General features: G+C 26.6%; 26 protein-coding genes. 11 read left to right on the top strand and 15 right to left on the bottom strand.

Annotated elements, in window-relative coordinates; all coding sequences use genetic code 11:
* Nucleotides 1-174 precede the first annotated feature (174 nt).
* Genes DAD81_RS07775 through DAD81_RS21240 form a run of 3 tightly spaced genes read left to right on the top strand, consistent with a single transcriptional unit; the run spans nucleotide 175 to nucleotide 1,065 of the window.
* The gene (locus tag DAD81_RS07775; RefSeq protein WP_111707687.1) at nucleotides 175-501 is read left to right on the top strand and encodes a YtxH domain-containing protein; all 327 of its coding nucleotides are present in this window, start codon (nucleotides 175-177) and stop codon (nucleotides 499-501) included.
* 2 nt (nucleotides 502-503) lie between these two features.
* Nucleotides 504-863 carry a hypothetical protein gene (locus DAD81_RS07780; protein ID WP_111707688.1) on the top strand — a complete coding sequence of 120 codons (360 nt, stop codon included), beginning with the start codon at nucleotides 504-506 and terminating at the stop codon, nucleotides 861-863.
* Nucleotides 853-1,065 carry a DUF6327 family protein gene (locus DAD81_RS21240; RefSeq protein WP_111707689.1) on the top strand — a complete coding sequence of 71 codons (213 nt, stop codon included), beginning with the start codon at nucleotides 853-855 and terminating at the stop codon, nucleotides 1,063-1,065. The genes DAD81_RS07780 and DAD81_RS21240 overlap by 11 nt, the downstream gene beginning before the upstream one ends.
* 51 nt (nucleotides 1,066-1,116) lie before the next feature.
* Here DAD81_RS21240 and DAD81_RS07790 read toward each other — a convergent pair whose 3' ends face one another.
* From DAD81_RS07790 to DAD81_RS07835, 10 genes are all read right to left on the bottom strand, one after another.
* On the bottom strand, nucleotides 1,117-2,187 hold the full coding sequence (locus DAD81_RS07790) for a response regulator (protein WP_111707931.1): 1,071 nt from the start codon (nucleotides 2,185-2,187) through the stop codon (nucleotides 1,117-1,119).
* Nucleotides 2,165-4,909: a PAS domain S-box protein gene (locus DAD81_RS07795; RefSeq protein WP_111707690.1), complete on the bottom strand. Its 2,745-nt coding sequence runs from the start codon at nucleotides 4,907-4,909 to the stop codon at nucleotides 2,165-2,167. The genes DAD81_RS07790 and DAD81_RS07795 overlap by 23 nt, the downstream gene beginning before the upstream one ends.
* 64 nt (nucleotides 4,910-4,973) lie before the next feature.
* Nucleotides 4,974-6,029 carry a mechanosensitive ion channel family protein gene (locus tag DAD81_RS07800; protein ID WP_111707691.1) on the bottom strand — a complete coding sequence of 352 codons (1,056 nt, stop codon included), beginning with the start codon at nucleotides 6,027-6,029 and terminating at the stop codon, nucleotides 4,974-4,976.
* 90 nt (nucleotides 6,030-6,119) lie between these two features.
* On the bottom strand, nucleotides 6,120-6,878 hold the full coding sequence (locus DAD81_RS07805; RefSeq protein ID WP_111707692.1) for a patatin-like phospholipase family protein: 759 nt from the start codon (nucleotides 6,876-6,878) through the stop codon (nucleotides 6,120-6,122).
* Between the two features lie 80 nt (nucleotides 6,879-6,958).
* Entirely contained in the window at nucleotides 6,959-8,386 is a 1,428-nt protein-coding gene (gene cls / locus DAD81_RS07810) for a cardiolipin synthase (protein ID WP_111707693.1), read from the bottom strand.
* 3 nt (nucleotides 8,387-8,389) lie between these two features.
* A complete protein-coding gene (locus DAD81_RS07815; protein ID WP_111707694.1) occupies nucleotides 8,390-8,989 on the bottom strand; it encodes a DUF6134 family protein in 600 nt (199 codons plus the stop codon).
* 200 nt (nucleotides 8,990-9,189) lie between these two features.
* Nucleotides 9,190-9,624: an Hsp20/alpha crystallin family protein gene (locus tag DAD81_RS07820; protein ID WP_111707695.1), complete on the bottom strand. Its 435-nt coding sequence runs from the start codon at nucleotides 9,622-9,624 to the stop codon at nucleotides 9,190-9,192.
* A 224-nt stretch (nucleotides 9,625-9,848) separates the two neighbouring features.
* A complete protein-coding gene (locus tag DAD81_RS07825) occupies nucleotides 9,849-11,396 on the bottom strand; it encodes a hypothetical protein (RefSeq protein WP_111707696.1) in 1,548 nt (515 codons plus the stop codon).
* A 37-nt stretch (nucleotides 11,397-11,433) separates the two neighbouring features.
* Entirely contained in the window at nucleotides 11,434-12,297 is an 864-nt protein-coding gene (locus DAD81_RS07830; protein ID WP_111707697.1) for an ABC transporter ATP-binding protein, read from the bottom strand.
* Between the two features lie 6 nt (nucleotides 12,298-12,303).
* The gene (locus DAD81_RS07835; RefSeq protein ID WP_111707698.1) at nucleotides 12,304-13,626 is read right to left on the bottom strand and encodes a serine hydrolase domain-containing protein; all 1,323 of its coding nucleotides are present in this window, start codon (nucleotides 13,624-13,626) and stop codon (nucleotides 12,304-12,306) included.
* A 213-nt stretch (nucleotides 13,627-13,839) separates the two neighbouring features.
* On the opposite strand from DAD81_RS07835, the gene DAD81_RS07840 reads away from it, so the two are divergent.
* Nucleotides 13,840-14,817, top strand: a complete 978-nt coding sequence (locus tag DAD81_RS07840) for a sensor histidine kinase (RefSeq protein WP_111707699.1) — start codon at nucleotides 13,840-13,842, stop codon at nucleotides 14,815-14,817.
* Nucleotides 14,818-15,516: a LytR/AlgR family response regulator transcription factor gene (locus tag DAD81_RS07845; protein ID WP_111707700.1), complete on the top strand. Its 699-nt coding sequence runs from the start codon at nucleotides 14,818-14,820 to the stop codon at nucleotides 15,514-15,516.
* Nucleotides 15,517-15,623: 107 nt separating this feature from the next.
* On the opposite strand, the gene DAD81_RS07850 is transcribed toward DAD81_RS07845, so the two are convergent.
* On the bottom strand, nucleotides 15,624-16,127 hold the full coding sequence (locus tag DAD81_RS07850; protein WP_111707701.1) for a Dps family protein: 504 nt from the start codon (nucleotides 16,125-16,127) through the stop codon (nucleotides 15,624-15,626).
* A gap of 149 nt (nucleotides 16,128-16,276) precedes the next feature.
* A complete protein-coding gene (locus DAD81_RS07855; protein WP_111707702.1) occupies nucleotides 16,277-16,441 on the bottom strand; it encodes a DUF1328 domain-containing protein in 165 nt (54 codons plus the stop codon).
* A gap of 219 nt (nucleotides 16,442-16,660) precedes the next feature.
* Between DAD81_RS07855 and DAD81_RS20700 the strand changes: the two genes are divergently transcribed.
* Together DAD81_RS20700 and DAD81_RS07860 are read left to right on the top strand one after the other, a co-directional pair.
* Nucleotides 16,661-16,831, top strand: coding sequence for a hypothetical protein (locus DAD81_RS20700; protein WP_157961101.1), 171 nt, complete (start codon nucleotides 16,661-16,663; stop codon nucleotides 16,829-16,831).
* 42 nt (nucleotides 16,832-16,873) lie between these two features.
* Nucleotides 16,874-17,503, top strand: coding sequence for an SOS response-associated peptidase family protein (locus tag DAD81_RS07860; protein ID WP_111707703.1), 630 nt, complete (start codon nucleotides 16,874-16,876; stop codon nucleotides 17,501-17,503).
* A gap of 40 nt (nucleotides 17,504-17,543) precedes the next feature.
* Here DAD81_RS07860 and DAD81_RS07865 read toward each other — a convergent pair whose 3' ends face one another.
* Complete coding sequence (locus DAD81_RS07865; protein ID WP_111707704.1) at nucleotides 17,544-18,581, bottom strand: helix-turn-helix domain-containing protein; 1,038 nt, start codon at nucleotides 18,579-18,581, stop codon at nucleotides 17,544-17,546.
* Nucleotides 18,582-18,743: 162 nt separating this feature from the next.
* Here DAD81_RS07865 and DAD81_RS07870 point away from each other — a divergent pair, with 162 nt between their 5' ends.
* From DAD81_RS07870 to DAD81_RS07885, 4 genes are all read left to right on the top strand, one after another.
* Nucleotides 18,744-19,217, top strand: coding sequence for a hypothetical protein (locus tag DAD81_RS07870; protein ID WP_111707705.1), 474 nt, complete (start codon nucleotides 18,744-18,746; stop codon nucleotides 19,215-19,217).
* A gap of 20 nt (nucleotides 19,218-19,237) precedes the next feature.
* Complete coding sequence (locus DAD81_RS07875) at nucleotides 19,238-19,438, top strand: hypothetical protein (protein ID WP_111707706.1); 201 nt, start codon at nucleotides 19,238-19,240, stop codon at nucleotides 19,436-19,438.
* Nucleotides 19,439-19,520: 82 nt separating this feature from the next.
* A complete protein-coding gene (locus DAD81_RS07880) occupies nucleotides 19,521-19,976 on the top strand; it encodes a ferritin-like domain-containing protein (protein WP_111707707.1) in 456 nt (151 codons plus the stop codon).
* A gap of 181 nt (nucleotides 19,977-20,157) precedes the next feature.
* Nucleotides 20,158-20,349: a cold-shock protein gene (locus DAD81_RS07885; RefSeq protein WP_111707708.1), complete on the top strand. Its 192-nt coding sequence runs from the start codon at nucleotides 20,158-20,160 to the stop codon at nucleotides 20,347-20,349.
* Nucleotides 20,350-20,438: 89 nt separating this feature from the next.
* On the opposite strand, the gene DAD81_RS07890 is transcribed toward DAD81_RS07885, so the two are convergent.
* Together DAD81_RS07890 and DAD81_RS07895 are read right to left on the bottom strand one after the other, a co-directional pair.
* Nucleotides 20,439-20,735 carry a hypothetical protein gene (locus DAD81_RS07890; protein ID WP_111707709.1) on the bottom strand — a complete coding sequence of 99 codons (297 nt, stop codon included), beginning with the start codon at nucleotides 20,733-20,735 and terminating at the stop codon, nucleotides 20,439-20,441.
* Nucleotides 20,736-20,752: 17 nt separating this feature from the next.
* A complete protein-coding gene (locus DAD81_RS07895; protein WP_111707710.1) occupies nucleotides 20,753-21,628 on the bottom strand; it encodes a universal stress protein in 876 nt (291 codons plus the stop codon).
* Nucleotides 21,629-22,037 lie beyond the last annotated feature (409 nt).

Consider the following 22,037-nt stretch of genomic DNA (forward strand, 5'->3'; position numbering starts at 1 on the left):
AGTTTCCCATTGAGTTACAAATTTACAAGAGACTACATAAAACTAGAATGATCTATCTCAATCCTATTGTTTTTATAAACTTATTATTTTTTTTTTAAACTGACCTAGGTCATTCTAAATTAGCTGTTGATGATTTAATTTTGAAGTATAAAATTAATCGTTAAAATTAGAATTATGGCAAAGAATACTGAAAACACACTATTAGCTTTATTAACTGGAGCAGTAATAGGAGCAGGGATTGGAATTTTGTATGCACCTGATAAGGGGTCAAAAACTAGAAAAAAAATTAAAAGAAAAGCGGAAGAAACTCAGCACGATATTTCTGAGCGAGTTTCAAAAGCTAAAGAAGACCTAACAAAATCTGTAAATGAAAAAAAAGTAGAATTTGAACAAAAACTAGATGATACTATTTCTAATATGAGTGGCAAAGCTGAAGATATAATTTCTAGCTTAGAAAGAAAGTTAGAAGAGCTTAAAAACAGACAGCCTCTAAAAAAATAATTATGGCTTTTGAGAAATTAAAAGAAAACGTACTAGAGACAGATGTTAATATTCATGGCTATATAAAAAGTAGTGAAGAATATATAAAACTTAAAAGTTTTAAAGTACTTATGTTAGGCGTTACTTACATTACTAAAATGTTAATTTTAGGAGCTTTAGTGTGTATGTCTTTACTAATATTATCATTTGCGGCTGCTTTTAGATTAGCTCAAGTTTTAGACAACACGTTTTATGGTTTTTTAATTGTAGGGTTATTTCATGTTTTGATTTTAATACTTGTTTATTTTTTAAGAGATAAATTTAATGGACCATTATTGAGAAAATTTTCTAAATATTATTTTATTAAAGATGATGCCAAATAACTACAATTCGTTTGACGAAATAGATAATCAGTTAAAAATTTTAAGTTTGGAAAGACAGATTTATAAAGAACGTATAAAATTAACTTTAAAAAGCTCTAAAATGAATTTCAACGCTATTAATATTAAAAATGAAATTAAAAGAGCGTTGCAAGAGCAATTATTAACTTTTGTAATGAATAATTTAGTTAAAAGATTTAGATGAAAAAAGGGGAATTTTATTATTATAATAAAATTCCTTTTTCTTTTTATGTTACTAACCAAATTCGGCAATATGTTTAAGGAGTTCTTTTTTTAATAAAACCAGTTTTCTGTTTGTTTCTATTCTAATTAACCCTTCATTTTTAAATTCTGTTAACATTCTAATAGCAGTTTCTGTTGCTGTTCCAATAAGTCCTGCAAAATCTTCACGAGGAATATTAATTCCATCATGATCTTCATTTTTAATCATTCCTTTTTCATCTAATTCTAAAAGTGCTTTTGCAGTTTTTTGTCTTACTGTTGCAAATGCCATATCAACTAAATGCTCTTGTAGTTCAATTACATTATTAGATATTATACCAATAAATTTATTAGATATTTCTTTATTTCCAAATAACAATTTTGTAAAATCGGCCTTTGGAATAGCACAAATCTCTGCATTTTCTAAAACACTGGCAGTTTCTACATGAATGCCTTTATTACTAAGAAGGGAAAGCTGCCCTATAAAATCTCCGGGGCCATAAATGCCTGTCACCAATTCTTTTCCTGTTTCTGTGGTTCTATATGTTTTAACATTTCCACTTTGAATAAAAAATAACTGATGTGCGGGACTTCCTTCTGTAAAAATTTCTTCTTTAATTTTATACATATCAAGACTACGATCTTTAGAAAGCTCCTCTAGTTTAAGGTATTCAGAGGCTTCATTAAGGAAATCATTTATACCTTCAATATTTTTAGAAAATTCTTTTTTTAAAAAATCATTTTTATTAATTCTACATTCTATCGCTTCTAATAATTCATTCTCATCAAAAGGTTTGGTTAAATAGTCATCTGCTCCAAGGTTCATACCTTTTCTAACATCTGTTTTTTCTGTTTTGGCAGTAAGAAAAATAAAAGGAATACTTGCTGTTTTTGAATTTTTGCTTAAACTTTCAAACACACTATAACCGTCTAATTCAGGCATCATTATATCGCAAAGAATAATATCAGGAATATATTCTAAAGCCATTTTAACTCCTATTTTACCGTTTTCTGCAGTAACAACATCGTAATTTTCCAGTTCAAGAATATCTGCTGTATTTTCTCTTACATCTTGATTATCTTCAATTAATAATATTTTTTTCATCTTTTTTTTCATTTAAAGGAAACTCAATATAAAATGTAGAACCCTCATTTAACTTACTCTTAAAGCTAATTGTACCACCTATTAACTCTGTATATTGCTTTACAATATTTAAACCTAAACCAGTTCCTTGAATATTTGAAGCATTGTCTGCTCTATAAAATTTTTGAAACATATTACTTTGATCTTCTATTGGGATTCCTATTCCTTGGTCTTTTATTTCTATGCCTACAAGCTGGTTTTTTATTTCTATTTTAATAGTTACTTCTTTGTTTTCTTCTGAATATTTTATAGCATTGGATATTAAGTTATGAATAATATGTTTTAGTAATTTTGAATCTAAAAACACTTCAATTTTTTTATACTTACAAAGCAATTTAATAATTTGACCATTTTTTTTGATTCCATCAATTTCTTCAATTAAAGACTTGGTAAATTCAACAAGATTAAATGTTGTTGGTTGAGCAATTATATTACCTTCTTGCAGTTTACTTAATGATAAGAAATCATTTAAAATTACCACCAAATTTTTAACATTAGATCTGATTTTTGATACATAATTTATCCTTTTTTCTTCTTTACCAGGTTCATTTTGTTTTTCAATTAAAATAGCAGAAGACAAAATAGCACTTAAAGGTGTTCTAAATTCGTGTGACGCCATTGAAATGAAACGAGATTTTAATTCGCTTAATTCACGTTCCTTTGTTAAGGTATTTAAGATTTCTAATTCTACCTGTTTTTGTTTAGAAATATTATTAAGCACTAACAGTACCTGATCTATATTATCTTCATTATTTGATAAAGGCATGGTATTTATAAGGTAAGATCTCTTTTGAAAATTTATTTCAAAAGAGCAATGTTCACCGTTAAATGTATTTTTAATATTTGCTACAATTTTTTCATTTTCATTATCCGGAATCCCTTTTATATCTTGAATATTAGTATTTAAGTTTGCTAGGTTGCTAAAACCTAATTCTTCTATTTCTTCACCTTCAATAAAAACAACATTCATATTTTGGTTAACAACAACTACAAAACCCTTAGGGAAATTTTGCGCAATGCTTGATAGTAATACCTTACTAGATAAAACTTTATTTTCAGCTTCTTCAGTTATTAATATTTGATCTTCTAGACTTAAATTAGATGCAATTAATTTTTGAACAGTTGCAGTGAGTTCTTTGGTTCTTTCAGTTACTTTTTCTTCTAATTCAATAGCTTGAGTGCGTAATTTATTTTTACTCTTTTTTAATTTTTTTGCAGCTTTTTTCTGATTTGTAATATTATTAGTTACACCAATTATTCTTACAGCTTCTCCTTTGGTATTTTTAAATACTTTTCCTTTTTCGTGTAGCCATTTTATGGAAGTGTCTGGAAGAGTTATTCTATAATCTATAGAATAATTACTTGTGTTTTTTATTGCCTTAGAAATTGATGTTTCAACCTTATTTCTATCTTTAGAATGAACCTTGCTTAAAAACGTTTGGTAAGTTGCACTACAGTCTTCATCCGTTAAACCAAATAACGAATTTTGGTATTTATCTCTAACAATTTTATTTGTTAATAAATTCCAATCCCAAGAGCCAAACTCACCAGCCTCTAAGGTAAGCATAAGTCTTTGCTCGTTTTCTTTAATATTTTTTTCTGCTTTTTTTCTTTTTGTAATATCACGTACTATTGCCAAGAAATTTCCAGTATCTTTTGCTATAATTCGTGTTTCATAATATCTCAAAGTATCCATAACAGGAATTGAGTATTCTATAATTTGAGGTTCCTTTGTTTTTTCAATACGAGAAAAAGATGCAATTATTTTAGTACTAACATCTTTAGGTAAAACATCTAACACATTTTTACCAATGGCTTTATTACTAAGTTTTTGATTTCTTATTGGATTGTTTACTTGAATATCCAAATAAACTCCTTGTTTGTTAAAAACAACTATTAAATCTGGAATTGCTTGTAATATATCCTTGTTTTTTTTCTCACTTTGTTTAAGCTCTTGTTCTATTTTTTTTTGTTCTGTAATATCTTGTATAGTTCCTAATACTTCTATCGGTTTTTTGTTTTTATTGTAGGTTACTTTGCCTTTGGCAATAATATGTCTTATGGTACCATCTAGTCTTAAAATCCTATTTTCGTGTTGGTAAAGTGTTTGATTTTTAATGGCGGTGTTTACAGTTTTTATTGTGCTTTCTCGGTCTTCTGGATGAATAAAATCGAGGATGGATTTTACGTTAAGCCTTTCATCTCCTGGTAGAAGTCCAAAAATTCTATAAAATTCATTAGACCAATTTTTTTCATTGGTTTGTATATTCCAATACCAGTTTCCTACATGTGCAAGACTCTGCGCTTCTTCCATTCGGTTTTCACTAACTACCAGAGCTTGTTTTGCAGATATTCGTTCTGAAACATTAATTATAAAGGCAATTAAAACTTGTTTTTTTTCAATTTCAATTGAGTTTAAATTTAGTTCTAAAGGAAATTGTGAACCATCTTTTTTTATTCCCCATAAATTTAAATGCTGTTCTATATACTTAGTTTTTTTTAATATTTTAGGAATAAGACTGTCTACTTTTTTTTGAATTAATTCATTTTTATTGTAACCGAAAAGTTGCTCACTGGCAGGATTTGTTTTAATGATATTTCCATTATTATCAATTACCAAAATACCTTCTAATGAAGACTGAAAAACATGTTGAAAAATAACATTCTCATTTAATGAATCCATCCTTTTTTAAATTTATTTTTATTTTAAAATTACTATTTTATAGTAGTATTACAGTTTTAATTCCCTAATTTTTTATTGTTTCTAAATACCTTTTTTTTGGTAAGGAATCGGGATAGTTTTTTTGAATAAAACCGATTAGTTGTTCTCTAATTTCACAGCGCAAATCCCAAATATCTGAAGCGTTTTTAGCGCTAAATGTGGCTCGTAATTCTATAGAGTGTTTATCGCTTTTTGTAACCAAGAGACCCCAAACATTTTTATCCCATAATGGGTTTTCCTTTAAAATTGCCAATAACTTTGTTCTTAATACTTGAACAGGAAAAGTATAATCTACATAGATAAACACACTACCAATTAATTCAGTAGAATTAAAAGTCCAGTTAACAAAAGAATTATCACTAAAAAAATTTAATGGTAAAACCAACCGTCTCCAATCCCAAGTTTTAATAACTACATACGTTAGTGTTATATCTTCAACTGTACCATATTCTTCTTGAATAACAACTTCATCATCTATTTTAATAGGTTGGGTAAAGGCAATTTGAAAACCAATAATTAAATTAGCTATAGATTTTTGGGCGGCAACACCTGCAATAATACCAATAACACCTGCAGAAGTTAGTATGGTTGTACCAAGTTTTCTTGCTGCTGGAATATTCCATAAAAGAGCAGATATGGCAAGAGTAAATATTATAACAATAGAAATACTTTTTATAAAACGAAGTTGAGTCATTATTTTTCTTTCTTTCGCTTTATGATTTTCATCAACATTAAATTTTTGTTTAACAACTTGTTCTATTGCATTTATTGAGGCGATAATTAACCATGAAAAATTGAGAATAATAAGACTTTCAATAATCTTAAACCATAATATATTTAAGTCTAAAAAACGAAAAGAACTGTAAATAAAAAGAATAGGGAGAAGATATTTAGTAGGAGTATTTAAATGTTTTAGTAGTTGAGCTTTTATTACTGTTGGCTTTCTTTTATTTGATAATTTAACAAAAGAAAATAAAACCCAACGTACCAAAAGACCAATTAAAATCCCTCCTAGAATAACTATTATATAAGTAATCCAAGATTCTAAATTTATGGGTAATTTTATTTCGTTGAAATTCATAGCTGAAATTCAAAATGAATAACAAATTTACACCATCATTTTTTTATATAAAATGATCTAGGTCATAATGTTAAGTTAAAAGTGAAATTGTTATATATTTTTATTTTCTTGAAGTATTTTTTTTGTGGTTGTATAACCTAAATCAAAAATAGCGTCTATATTGTTCATATCAAAAGTGCCATATTTAACAAGTTCTTCGGGATAAATAACTAAATCACAATCTAAAAATTTTAGCATAGATTCTGAAGCTACTTTTATTTTATAAGCTCTTTGTACTACAGAATAGGAGTGTTTTAAATCTTTAATGTTAATTTTTTTTAATGGATTTACATAAATACCAATAATTTTATCGCAATTATTTTTTAATGGTTCTACGGGAAAATTGTTTAAAGTTCCACCATCTATATAATATTCTCCATTTATTTCGGTAGGAGTAAAAACACCAGGAAATGAGGCTGAAGCTATAATAGGTTTTATAAGTTGGCCTTCACTAAATATTTTTAGAGTCCCATCAATTACATTTGCTGCTGTTATAAATAGTGTTTTTTTTAAATCTTGAAAATTATCTTTTGGAAGGTATTTCTTAAGATCATCATAAAAATTATCTGAATTTATAAATCCTGGTTTATTGTATGCATATCTATTGGTTTGAAATATGGATATAGTTTTAAAGAAACTTAACATTTCAGACCAACTAACACCAGCAGCATATAAGGCACCTACAATAGCCCCAGAACTTGTTCCTGAAATATGAGTTGGAAAAATATTGAATTCTTCTAATGCTTTTATTGCCCCTATGTGAGCTGCGCCTCTTGCGCCACCTCCAGAAAGTACTAGCCCTATAGTCATTATGTGATTTATATTAGTTGTTACAAAGGTATTAGGTTGATTATAAATGAATGTGATTATTATTGGTTATTTTTAGTTCTTTATAAAACGGGACTAAAAACCTTAGCCATACCTTCTTTTAATCGTTCAAGTTTTGGTCTTTTAATAAATTGTTTATAGTCTATTTGTCTACTTTTTTTACAATCATTTAAGAAATCTAGTTTTAAATTAGTCGTGATTTCTTTGTCGTAAATAAGAGCATTTACCTCATAATTTTGTTCAAAGCTTCTAATATCTAAATTTGCAGTTCCTATAGATGTTAAGGCATCATCTGATATAATAACCTTACTATGTAAAAAGCCATCTGAATACAAGTAAATTTTCACGCCAGCTTCTAATAAGTCTTCAAAATGAGAACGAACATTCCATTTTACTAAAAAGCTATCCGAATTAGCGGATAATAGCAACCGAATATCTATACCACTCATTGCGGCAACTTTTAAAGCTTCCATTAATGCCTCTCCAGGAATTATATAGGGGTTAATTATATAAATATATTTATTTGCATTACTAATCATTGAAAAATAAAGTTGTTTTACAGAAGAAAAATCAGAGTCGGGACCACTAGCAACAACTTGAGCGATTGATTTTCCGGGTGTTGAATGCTTTAAATAATACGTATTTAACAAATTATCTGTACCGCTAGCAAAACTCCAATCCATTGCAAAAACAGCTTGTAAACTATTTACAAGAGGTCCTTTTATTTGTAAATGCATATCGTACCATTTACCTAAATCAGGATCTCCGGTTATATATTTATCAGAAACATTAATTCCTCCGGTAAAACCAATATCACCATCAACTATTATAATTTTTCTGTGATTTCTATAATTAATGGAAGAGAGCAGTCTTCCTAATCGCATTGGTAAAAAACTATTCACTTGTATTCCAGTATCCTTAAGTTTGTTTATATACTTGTTACTTAGCTTTCTACTGCCTAAAGCATCATAAAGAAAACGAACTTCAACACCTTCTTTTATCTTTTGTTTTAATATGGATTTGAATTTTTCAGCTAAAACTCCTTCTTCAAAAATATAATACTGAATATGTATAAACTTTTTAGCTCCTTCCATAGCTTTAAAAATAGCATTAAAAGTATTTTGTCCATTTTTTAAAGGGATTAGTTCATTGCCAATAGTTGGTGAAAAATTTGATCCTTTGGTAATAAGCTTTGCTAACTTAATATGATTCTTAATGTCCGCAGGAGTAGAATTATTATCTTTTATAGTACCGTAATAATTTTCAACATTATTAAGGTATTTAGAAATTTCTTTGGTTTTTTTAAGTGTATAAAATTTATTTTTTTTTCTATTTCTACCAAGAATAAAATAAAAAAGCATTCCACCTACAGGAATTGTAAAAATAGCCAATAGCCAAGCCAGTGTTTTAGTTGGCCGTATTCCATTGAGTAATAATTTAACCACTAAAACAAATGCCAATAGAAAATATAAAATAAGTGCTAATGTCATAGTTTAATTTGTGTTTCTTGCGATAATTTTAAATTTAATAGCACCACCATCTATGATTGCTTTTTTTAAAATACCCTTTTTATAAAAGTACATATTTTCCTTTCCCTTTGAGTTTACTTTTTTATAAGTATAATTTCCCATTGCAACTATAGTATTAAAACTACCGTCTTGTTCTGAATAACAAGATTTAATGTTTATTGGTTCATTAAAATACAGTTGTACCGTAGAGTAGGAGATAGAATCTTTAAAGGTTTTTCTTTTCTTCTCATTTTTTATAATTTGATATTTGGCATCTTTCCATTCTGTTAATGTTTTGGTGTGCGACTTATCATTTATGGTAATATGAACATTTGATGTTTCTAAAAAAGCATCTTTAAAAATAACATTGTATTTGTAATTTACGCATATATCTTTTATAATTCTAGTTTTTATAGTGGTAGAACTTTTATAAATGGTTTGAGAATTCTTTATGATTTTAGTAGCTTTTAAACTACCAATTACTTTTGTGTTATGAACAACATCAAAGTAAATGTTCTCTTCTGAAGTGTTAGAATAACTCCACGAACATATTAAAATATTTATAAATATTAAGTTCCAAATCATATAACTTTAAGTATAAAATTTAACTAACTATACTACAAAGTTGCATAATTTAAAAATGATAAACCCTGATTTAGGTCATTTATTAAAGTAAGTAATATCAGTAATTTTTACAGAATAAATTATGATTAATACCATAAAATAGAAACAAAAAAGTAGGAGGTGAAAATATTCACCTCCTACTTTTTTTTAAGATTATAGGTTTAAGCAATTTCTACTTTTTTAGGTTTATGAATCTTAGCTTCTTCTTTTTTTGCAAGATTAAATCTAAGAACACCATCTTTATAATTAGCCTTAACATCCTCTTCTTTTACAGAATCTGGAAGTTGTAATTTTTTCTCAAAAGAGCTGTAACTAAATTCTTTACGAGTATAGTTATCATCTTTTTCTTCAGCTGATTTAGAACTTTCCGCAGAAATTTTTAAACAACCTTCATCAATTGTAACATCAAAATCTTTTTTTTCAAAACCAGGAGCTGCTAATTCAACTTCAAAGGCTTCTTTAGTTTCTTTAATATTTAAAGCAGGCGCATTCATTTCTTTATTCAATAATCTATTGTCAAAGAAATCGTCAGTATTGAAAAAATCTGATACCAAAAAATTTTCCATTGGTCCTCTTTTAAATTTTACTAGTGACATAATTTTATGTTTTTAAGTTAAACAAAATTTACTATGCTAAATTAGGTTTGAAATGACCATTTAGAAATGACTTGGGTCAGTATGATAAAAAAACTAAAATATTTTATAAAACTCCTTTAAAAATGTTCATATATTTTTTTAGGAAGTTTCCTTTATACTTTTGTAGAAAAACTAATTAAAAAGGAGTGAAATATTATATAATTTGAACTACAAAAATATACAAGTTAACCTTTCAATTGATAATTCCTTATAAAGAAGCAAGCGCTTCCTAAAATTAAAGTTATAATGCTAAGTTGTACAGGATAAAACTGATTATGTTCAAATCCGCCAAAATAATCTACAAATACAATTCCGTTAATATTAGCATAAGTAATCATAAAAAACATAACTTCAAATAATTTTTTACCTTTTGATATCATACCCAATACAGATGCTAATAAAACAATAAATATTCCACCCAAAAAAACAGAAAAACTTAAAAGAAAATTGGTGTTTATTACTAATCTAATAATTAATGGAGAAGCTAAAAATAATAGTAATAAAATACTGGAGTATAGTTGAGTAACTAACAATCTACTTAAAGGTTTAAATGATGAAAATGAGAAATAATGTGTGTTGTTGGTTATTTCTTTAGTTGTAATATCTGATAAACGATTTACTTGTAAAAACCATAAAATTGGCAACACCATTTGATGTGCAATAGTTAAAGGAAGTAGAGTTAACAATAACATTCCTATAAGATTAATAATCCACATCCATTTTTTATCTTTTCTAATAAGTAATAATAATTCTGTTTTTAATAACGGAAACCTACTATAATTTAAACTTGCCTTTGGAATATTGATTAATTCAATTTCTTTTGAAAATTCTTTAACTATTGAAACCTTATTTTTAGTGGGTTTTGTGATTTTTTCTTTTACATTAAATCTATGAAAAAATGGAGCAATAATTGCAATTATCCCTACGCCAATAAGAATCCAAATAAAACGACTTAACAGATATATAGTAGGGAAACTAATACCATTAAAATGAAATTTTTTCGCTTTTTTTACATTTTTTAAAACATAACCAATTGATAAATTCTCAGTAGAATTAATGTTTATAATTTTTTTAACTGTATTTTCTAATTCATTCATAACTATTTTAGTTCCAAATATATCTAATGAATATTGAAAGTTATTTTTAGGTGTAAATTGCATTAACCCCAAAAATAAAAAGAAGAAAATACAATTTTGAACAACTGAATATTTACCAAACACAATTTCAAAAACAACAGCTAAAACAGCAATAAAAAACATTGAAGGGATTGTAATAAAAATATAGGGCTTTATAAATTGTAATGGTTCAAAAACAAAACCATCGTTATATAAAAAAAAGAGGATGATACTCATTATAAAAACTATTCCAATAATAGTTATTAAGACTAAGAAGTTACTTAAAACTTTAGAAAACAAATACTTAAAATTTGAAATAGAAGTTGCTGCAACTACTTGGCCAACCCTAGTTGAAATATCTGTTTTAATTCCACTATTTATTAAAAAAAAACCGATGAGAGATAGAGTTATACTTGTTATAATTGCAGTAACATAACCAAACCAAGCTGAATTATAATATCCTACATAATCATCAATTCTAATGGTAGAATACGTTGCATTTGGCTCAGGAACAAATGTGTAGGCAATTGCCAAACTCACACACAATGTTATTAAAAATGAATAACTACGTGTACGTTGTAAATAATCTAATTTTATGATTTTTATAAAGCTTTTCATGATTTTAAGTTTTGTTAAATTGAATAGTAAGTAAACCTTAGTTGATCTTAGTTAAATACAAATACGCGTCTTCAAGATTTGTTTCTTTTTTAATAGAATTTTCAAGCGGTTGACTACTGATATAGCGAACATTTAATTTTTCATTTTTTCTAGAAGTACTCACAATAATATGCCGGTTTTTAAAGTCTGCTAATTGTGTTTTATCAATACTTGTTTTAAACACGTTTCCCTGTATCTTTTTTATGATAGTTTCTTGATTACCATGTGTTATTAGTGTTCCGTTTTTCATAATAGCCACTTTATCTGCTATGGTATCAATATCAGAAACAATGTGAGATGAAAGAATAACAATACAATCATTTGCCAAGTCTGAGATAAGATTGCGAAAACGTACTCGTTCTTCTGGATCTAAACCAACTGTAGGTTCATCAAAAATTACAATTTTAGGATTATTCAATAATGCTTGTGCAATGCCTACCCGTTGTTTCATTCCTCCTGAATAAGAACCAATGGGCTTATGTGCCGCATCTAGTAAATTTAAACCTTCAAGAATTTGGTTAATTCGTGGTTTTAAATTTGGGCCTCCAATCCCTTTCATTGCAGCCATATACTCTAAAAACTCAACGGCATTTAAATTAGGATATACACCAAAATCTTGTGGTAAAAAACCTAATTGTTTTCGCATATAATTAGCATCTTTTAGAATATTGTTTTTATTTAATATTATTATTCCTTCAGTTGGTTTACTTACGGTTGCAATCATTTTTAATAAAGTAGATTTTCCGGCACCATTAGGGCCTAATAAGCCTAAAATTCCTTTTTCAATTGTTATTGAAAAATCTTTTAATCCATATTTATTTCTATTGTATTTTTTAGATACGTTTTGAATTTCTAGTTTCATATGCTTTTATTTTTTAGTTGTGTTAACTCTTGAAATAGTTGTTTTATAACCATTTTGAGTAAATTTTAAAGTATTTATATCTCCATTAACACGTTCTAAATCTACTCCGTGACTGGTTTCAAAAAGAGTGTTTTCATTTTTTTGAACTAATAGATTTTTAGTTCCTTGACCTACTAAATACATTTTACTATTTTCTTCAATAATCTCTAGTGTTATATTGGCTTCCTTAAGTAAATAATTTCCAATAAAATTTTTGAAACTATCCAAATCAATTTCATTTAATTTGGTTTCAATTTTTTCATCATGTAAGTAAGCTAATACATCATTTTTTATAGATTTTTCTGATGGAATTCTCTGCGAATTAGAAAACATTAAGTATAAGTTTTTGGTGATAGGATTGTATCCGTTTCTAAAAGAATATCCTATGTTATTACCACCATGACCATAGTATTTAACATTATTATAAGTAGATTTCCTAAGACCTAGTCCGTAGAAATTATATCCAGAATCCATCATTTTTTCAACAGTTTCTTTCTTCAATAAAATATTTGTTTCAAATAGAGAAGTATAAAAGATTTCCATGTCTGTGAGTGTAGAAGCAATACTTCCTGCAGCATAGGCAATGTTAGCAAAATAGCGATAATCTAAGTATTCTGTTACATCTTTATCTTGGTGATATGGTGTTGCAAGGTTTTCAATGTTTTTATGCACATACGGATATGAATGTGTCATTTTTAAAGGGTTAATTATACGTTCTCTTAATAAATCAAAATAGCTTCTATCTGTAACTTTTTCAATAATTTTTCCTAGTAGAAAATAATTGGTATTGCAATAATCATATTTCCCTAACATTTCAGAATTATTTTTTTCAACTTGATCTAATAATTGCGCATTATATAATGAATCATTTTTGGCAAAAAATATAGTTTCAATATTACGTACAATTACTTCATCCAAACCACTTTCATGTAACAGTAAGTTTTCAATAGTTAAAGATTGTGATACAATTTTAATAGGAGTTAGGTACATTCCAATGCTATCATTCAAGCTCATATTTCCTTTTTCAACTTCCTGTAGAATCAATATTGCTGTAAAGGTTTTGGTAGCACTTCCTATATTAAATACTTTATTTTCGGACAAGTTGAAATTACCGAAACTTATTGTATTAATTTGATTGTTTTTTTTAACAAGTACAGCAATACCCTTATTTTCTTCTTGCAATGAAGCGTTATATTTATTAGAAATAATTTCTAAATTATTTGTTTGACTAAATCCAATACTTTGAATAAGTACAAATACTAAAAGTGTAAATTGTTGTGAAATTTTCATGTCTAAATGGTTTTAAATTATACTCAAAACTATTTTAATTCTCAGTTAGGTTAAAATAAGTATGACGAACAACTCTAATAAAATGATGACGAGTGAGAATGACTAATATCATTAAAAACCATACATTGAAACCTTAAATAGTTTCGTTCATCATTAAAAAATGTAGTTTTAAAGCATAAACTTTATTTTTGGAGGGAATTTTAAGCAAACAATATGTTAAAACTTGATAAATGGATAGATAATAAGATAGTTCAAAACCTATTTATATGGTTTTTTCTTTTTTTAATTTTAATAATTACTATACAAGGAGAATCTAAAGCTTTAACATCTATTTTTATAATTCTACTATTAGCGCCAGCCATTTATTTAAATAATTTATTTATTCTTCCATTTTTGAAAAAAAAATCGCTAATTTTTTTCTTTTTATTTGTTGCTAACACTTTATTATTTACTGTGATTTCAGTACTTCTTATAAAAACAGTAACAAACCAAGAGTTAGAGTTAAAAATGTTTATCAACTTTATAGGTATTATGTTTTTGGCACTCATATTTGCTTCATCAATTAAAATTGCTCGAGATAGTTTTATACGAAGACAACAGGGGCAAATAGCCGAATTGAAATTATTAAAAGCTCAATTGAATCCTCATTTTTTATTTAATACGTTAAATAATCTTTATGGGCTCTCAGTTATCAAATCAGATAAGCTCCCAGGTTTAATGCTTAAATTATCAGATTTACTGCGTTATAGCTTGTATGAAACTAAGGAAACATTTTCTCCTTTGGAAAAAGAAATTGTTTATTTAGAAAACTATATTGCATTAGAAAAAATACGATTAGAGGATAAAGTAACAATTAATTTTACCAAAGAAGGTGAGTTTTATAGCCATAAAATTGCGCCTATGTTGCTAATTGTATTTGTTGAAAATGCCTTTAAACATCTTGCAATATTAAAAGATGAAAAGAGCAATGTAACAATTCATATTAAAAAAGAAAATGGTAAATTGAATTTTAAATGCAGTAATTCCAGTGAATTAACATCTATAAGAGATAAGGAATTAGAAAAAGGGAAAAATGGTATAGGATTGAATAATGCCATTAAAAGGTTGAAAATAATGTATCCAGAAAAACACAAATTAAATATATATAATAACACTAATAAGTTTACTGTTGAATTAATACTTGAATTATAAATGAATACTTTACAATGCGTAATAGCGGATGACGAGCCTATTGCACGTCAAATTTTAGAAAACTATATAAAAGAGATTCCAAATTTAAAACTGGTAGCATCTTGTAAAAATGCGTTTGAAGTAATGGAAGTATTTCAAAACAATACAATTGATGTGTTGTTTTTAGATATTAATATGCCTAAATTATCTGGGCTGAGTTTATTAAAAACAATGCAGCAAAAACCAAAGGTTATTATAACAACAGCATATCCAGAATACGCAATTGAAGGTTTTGAATTGTCAGTAACGGATTATTTATTGAAACCTTTTTCATTGGAACGTTTTATACAAGCTGTATTAAAGGTTAAAGAAAACCCATCTAATCATATGGTACATAGTTCTATAGCGGAAGAGGGAATTAAAACATCAATTTTTGTGAAAAGTGATAAAAAGATTATTAAAATAAATTTTGAAAAAATACAGTACATAGAAGCCTATGGAAATTATATTAAAATTTATACAGATAAGATGATATTAACGCCATATACATTATCAGATTTTTTAGATAAATTACCTAATAATTTTTTACGAATTCACAAATCTAGTATTATAAATTTTAATAAACTTAAATTGATAGATGGCAACCAAGTAATGCTTAACAATAATGTAAAACTACCTATAGGAAAGTTGTACAGAAAAGCGATTTTAGATAGAGTTTAGTATTCAAAATATTTTTTTTATAGTTTTTAACTGAATGTAAAAAAGCACATCTCAACGATGCGCTTTTTATCTTAATTAAGATTGTTGTTTTTAAAAATTAACTAATATTAAGATTCAATTAATTCTTCTTTTAATTTTTCGGATGTTTTTTTAGTAAATGCATTTAACATCCAACTTGTTTTTTCTAAGGAAGAAATATAACTTCCAATTAAATCAATTGTTCCGTCATCTTCAGCTTTTTCAGCTTCTTTAATTACTATTGACATTTGTTTCAATAGTAATTTATGATCTTTAATAATTGATTCTATCATTTCTTTATCAGTTTGTAAAGGAGAATCTTCACTAATAGATGAAGCTTTTAAATAGCTGCTATATCTGCTCATTGGATGATATTGTAAAGTTAAAATTCGCTCTGCTATTTCATCAATTTTAATACGAGCATCTGTATACATTTCTTCAAATTTTTCATGGAGTACAAAAAAGTTTCTTCCTGTTATGTTCCAGTGAAAGTTTCGTAATTTTTGATAGTATAAATGGTAATCAGCCAATAACTGATTTAACTCTTTTGCTACTGGTAAAATATTTTCGTTTTGGATATTTAAATAATTCATTTTATTAAATTTTTAACTGTTAATAATTCATTTTTTTATTGATACTACAAAAGTAATTTGACATTTTTGAGCGCTTTTGCTCATATCATTTTATGCTTTGCTCATTTCAGAATGATAATTTATTTCATTCTTAAAAATTAAGTGCTTTTTTAAATTCTCTTTGCTTTTCCACTAATTAATGAAAGTACAAATAGCACTAGAAAGATAAAAAACAAAACTTTTGCAATTCCTGCGGCTGCTCCAGCTACTCCCGTAAATCCTAATACTCCTGCTATTAATGCTATTATTATAAAGGTGATTGTCCAACGTAACATAATCTTAAATTTTAAAAGGTTAATAATTCATTTTTTTTGATACAGCAAAGTTAGGGGAGGACTATACTTTCCTTTTGCTCATTTAAAATTGATGTTAACTCAAATGCAAATACTGTTTGTATTATAATTTACGATATGAGCAAAGATTAAAATGATATGAATTAAAGTAAAGAGGAGTCTTACTATAATTTTGTAATGAACTTTAAAACAACTAATAAAATGAAACAAGGAACAGAAGACTTTAAAATTATAAAAGAGAACCCGAAAGGAAAGAATAGAAATTATATTTTTCAAAATAATCGTATTACTCGAATTGGTTTTTATATAGTTGCAACCTTATTAATTGTTGGCGTGCTAATGGTAATTACTACGGGATTTTTTCTATTATAAATAAACAAAAAACAAAAATTAAAAATCTAATATATATTAATTATGAAATATAGTTTATCTAATACAGCTAGTAAAACTCTAATAGAAGAGGAGCTAGGATTAAATTTTATGTATCCAAATATTTATAAACCAAAACTTAAAATTGATGGACGTAAAGAGCAATTTATTTCAATTTTAACAATTGAAGAACCATCAATAGTTACTCAAGGTATTTGGGGACTTTTACCTCAAAATTTTGAAGGAGATTGGAAAAAATTTCAACGTTTAAAAACAACATTACACGTAAGTAAAAATGATATTATGCATAGTGTTTTATATAAAGAAGCTATAGAAGAACGCAGATGCCTAATTATTGTAACTGGGTTTTATACACATCATTTAAATGGTAATAAAGTTGTTGATTATTTGGTTGAAAAAGATCCTTTAAAACCTTTTTATCTTGCGGGTATTTATAATGTTTTAGAAGATGGTTTTGTAACTTGTTCTGTTATAAATACGAATGCAAATTCATCTTTAAGTTCTGTAAATAATTTATATGAAATTATGCCAATTCAAATACCAGATATTTTTAAAAAAATATGGTTAGATAAAGAAACCCCAATGAAAAATATTAAATACTTAATTTCTAAACCCTTTTTAACTAAATTTAAAATTCAAGAAATCGCATCATAATCATCATAATCCATCATAATTCAGTTGTTTAGTGTGATTTTTAAGCGATTTTAATAGCAGCTTCTTGCTTGTTTTTTAAAAACTCACTTGGACTTAAATTATATTTTCTTTTAAATATTTTCGAAAAATAACTTCTACTACTGAACCCTATAGTATATACAATTTGAGAGATGTTTAAATCTGTTGTATTCATTAAATCTCTTGCTTCTTCCAAACGAACATGGCGAATATATTCAGTTACCGTTCTTGTATATAATAATTTAAAACCTTCTTGTAATTTAGCTTGAGTTAATCCGCTTTTTAAAGCCAACTCATCTACCGTATAATCTTTAGAAACATCTTTTAAGATTCTTTCAGCAACTTTTCTAACGCTATTTAATTCCTTTTTAGTTAGTGATGTATCGGGTTGTTTTTTTAATCGTACATCTTTATTATGTTGTGTCATATGTTCCGATAAAATTTGGTAAACAATACCTTCTTTTATCAAAATTCTAATCATTCCTTTTTGCTTCACCTTATCAAATTGCTTAATTAAGTTGGCTAATTTTAAATTATAGGTTCCAAAATAAGCAAATACTCTTTCATGTTGTTGATCGTGAAAAACTTCATATAAATGTTTATTTAAAACAGAAGCATCATTTAAACGTTTTTTAATGAATTTCATTCGGCTAATTTGTATTAAATGAATATGAACTTCTACATTTTTTTCAAAATAACCATAATTATAGCCATCATCTTTACTAGTAATAATTACAGATTGAAACTGTTCTATTTTTCTTTTTTCTTCATTTAATTTAAATCTATGGAAACTATGGCCTAAAGAAGTATATACAAAATGAATTGGATTAAATTCCGATGCATCCATAATTAAGGAAATATCATCAAAAAAAGTTATATCGTATTGTAAAACGCTGCCTCCCCATTCAAAAGTAATAAAGGTGATTTTACCTTTTGCGTTCTCATTATCAACTTCTAAAACATACTCGCCCCAGCGTTCAGTAATTTTTCCGCCAATAACATCTTTTATTTGTCTAACAGTTCCTTCAGTACTCTTAGCCGTAATTTCAATAATTTTCAAGCTTATTATTTTTTAATTGCTATAAAGGTAAACTAAAATGTGCTTTGTTTAAAAATGAGCTAATTAAGTATAATTTTTAAATGAGTTAAGATCAAAATGATATGAGCAAAACTAACATAGACATTGACCATATCTTTGTATTGAACTTAAAAACAAAAAAAAATGAAATATTTAAAAACAATACTTTTTAGTACAATTTTATTAGTAACAACAGCAATTTCAGCTCAAGATATATCTAAAAATGCATTGGGTATTAGAGTAGGTGATAATGATGGGTTTGGAGGAGAAATTTCTTATCAAAGATACATGTCAGACAATAATAGATTAGAATTTGATTTAGGTTTTAGAAACTCTAATAAGGTAGATGCTTTTAAACTTGTAGCGCTCTATCAATGGGTAAATGTTATAGATACTAATTTTAATTGGTTTATTGGTGCAGGTGCAGGGTTTGGATCTTTTAATGCACCAATAAATGATGGGACTTTTATTTTAGCAGCTGCAGATTTGGGAATAGAATATAATTTTAATATACCAATTGTAATGTCTTTAGATATTAGACCTGAATTAGGTTTTAACGATAATTATAGTGACGACTTAGACTTAGATATTGCATTAGGTATTAGATATCAATTTTAATAAATACAAAACTTATAATTATGAATAAAACGATAAAAATAATTTTAATAGTTGCTGGTTTAGCGCTATTAATTTACGGTGGATATGAACTTGTAACACCTGAAGCATCAGTAGATATTGGTATTGCAGAGTTTGAAACGCAAAATAACAAAAATGCTTATATAAGTATTGGTATTGGTTTAGTAGCTCTTGTTGCTAGTTTTATAGTAAATAAAAAGTAACAATATAACTAACCTATTATATATGATGTAAAACAGTAAGCATCTTAAAATAAATTACTTAATAATTTAAAAAAAACAACTTATGGATAATTACAAAAAAGAAGTATCAGAACAATTAAACGGATTACTAAAAAAAAATAATGACGCAGAAAAAGGTTATAGAACAGCTGCAGAAAATGCAACTAGTGAAAACTTAAAGGCCTATTTTAATAAAAAAGCAAACGATAGAAAAGTTTTTGGTAAACAATTAGCAGCAGAAATTGCCACTTTTGGTTATGTGCCAGAAGAAAGTGGTAGTTTTAAAGGAAAAGCACATAGAGCGTGGATGAATGCGAAAGCATTTGTTTTACCAGACAATGATGAAGCAATGTTAGAGGAAGCTATTAAAGGTGAAAAAGCATCTTTAGAAGAGTATAATGAAATTCTTATTTATTCTAATTTACATTTTCCAAAATCAACAACAAAAATTTTAAAAATCCAAAGAGACACTATTTTTAATGATAAAAATGTTATTAAAGCATTGGAATTAATTAAATAATCCAATTGGAGTTTATTATATAAAAACCTAAATTATAAACTTGATTTAGGTTTTTTTATGTGGATTACTATAGATAAAAGGAGGGAAGTATCAAGTTTTTTTAAAAAATAATTGCAGTATATTTAATTAATGGCACTATCTTTGTTATCTAGTAATTATTAATAAATTAAATTACATTAAAATGAGTAAAGGAACAGTAAAATTTTTCAACGAGACAAAAGGATTTGGATTCATCACAGAAGAAGGTGTTGATAAAGATCATTTCGTTCACATTTCAGGATTAATCGACGAAATTAGAGAAGGTGACGAAGTTGAATTCGATTTACAAGAAGGAAACAAAGGATTAAACGCAGTAAACGTAAAAGTTATCTAATAACATCCATATATTTTCAAAGAAAAGCCCATCTCCTAGAGATGGGCTTTTTTATTAAAGAATAATTAACTAAAAGTAATATGTACATTTTAAAAGCCACTAAATGAAAAATCAGAACAAAACACAGGCAATATAAAAAACGTAAACAAGAAGAATAAAACAGCCCATATAATCCCCATAACAATAGGGTATCCAATAATGTCGCCTTTAATATTTGGTTTTAATGAATGCGCCAATAAACCGTGAATTCCAGCACTAAATAGTAAAAAAATAAGACTTGTAATAACAAGTAAAAATGTTGTAGAATGTGTTTCTTTAAACATAAAAAGATACCATCCTAATAACATAGAAATTATTATTAATATTAAATATATTCTTCTAGCCATTGTTTTAATTTTTATGATTAATAAAATTTTAAAAAGTGTAACAATCCAAAATTATTTTCATTAAAACTTATTAATGGTACTTTGCCATAGAGTTCCATTTTTTTAACTAAATCTTGATGAAATAAATTATTAAAAAAACCACTCTTTTCTCTTTCTAGCATTATTACCATATCTGCATTTACATCACCTAAATAAACCCTAAGAGAATCAAAAATATCTTCAGAGTACAATACCTTAAAGCCTATTTTATCATAGGATATGCTGTTTTTAAGAGTGTCTTCAAATAAATTCATTTGTATTTCTCCTCCAAATTCATTTTTTTTAGAAATATGAACCACTTCTATTTTGGCATCAAATGCTTTTGCTATTCCGGAAAGTTTTTCAATAACTTCAACATCTTCTTTTAGGTCAAAATCGGTTGCGTAAACAATGGTTTTAATTTCGTTATAATAAGTATCTTCAGGAATTGCTAAAACCAAACAATGAGATTTGTCAATTAATTGTCTGGAGGTGTTTCCAAGAATAAGATCTTTTAAAAAGCTTTTTCCTTTCATTCCTACAACAATCATGAATGCATTAATATCATCTGCTTTGTCAATAATTCCATTAACTACTGATGTGTTTTCAATAACTTCAGTACTCACATTTTTTGAGTTTAATTCATCTCCTAAATGAAGTTTACAAAACTTATTAAGTTTTAATTGTTCTTGTTTAAAAGCTTCTCCTTCAAGATTAGGGTTAGATTCTTTAACTTCTGTTTCTAAAATTGTAGGGTAATCAAACACATGAGTAATCAAAAGAGATGCATTTAGTTTATCACTTATTGCAAATGCGTATTTTAAAGCTGTAATTGCATTTTTAGAATAATCGGTAGCACATAGAATTCTTTTCATTTTTATGTATATTATTTACCATTTAATCAAAGTTATTATTATAAAACAAGCAATTAAATGACCATAGTCATAACAATTAGAAAGTGTATTTTTTTTAAACTGATCTTAATCATTTTATACCTTATAAAATTGATTTATATACAATTCTCACCTTATTAAACAAATAAATATTTTGTTTAGTTTCGATAATTAAGGATTAGTTTAAATTTCTTTTATAAGACAATATAGAAGGGGAGTTTAACTAAATTGACATTTTTAAAAAATTAAAAAAATAGAAATATTTACAATAGTTAGGGTATTAAAAAACTAACTGTCATTAGTTTAAGTGTTATATATTTATTACATTACAAATAACATTTAGGTTTTTTTCTTCATAATAATAAAACCTAGTATAAAAACTAAGTAGATT

The organism is Lutibacter citreus (genome assembly GCF_003260195.1).
GTDB classification, from domain to species: Bacteria; Bacteroidota; Bacteroidia; order Flavobacteriales; family Flavobacteriaceae; genus Lutibacter; species Lutibacter citreus.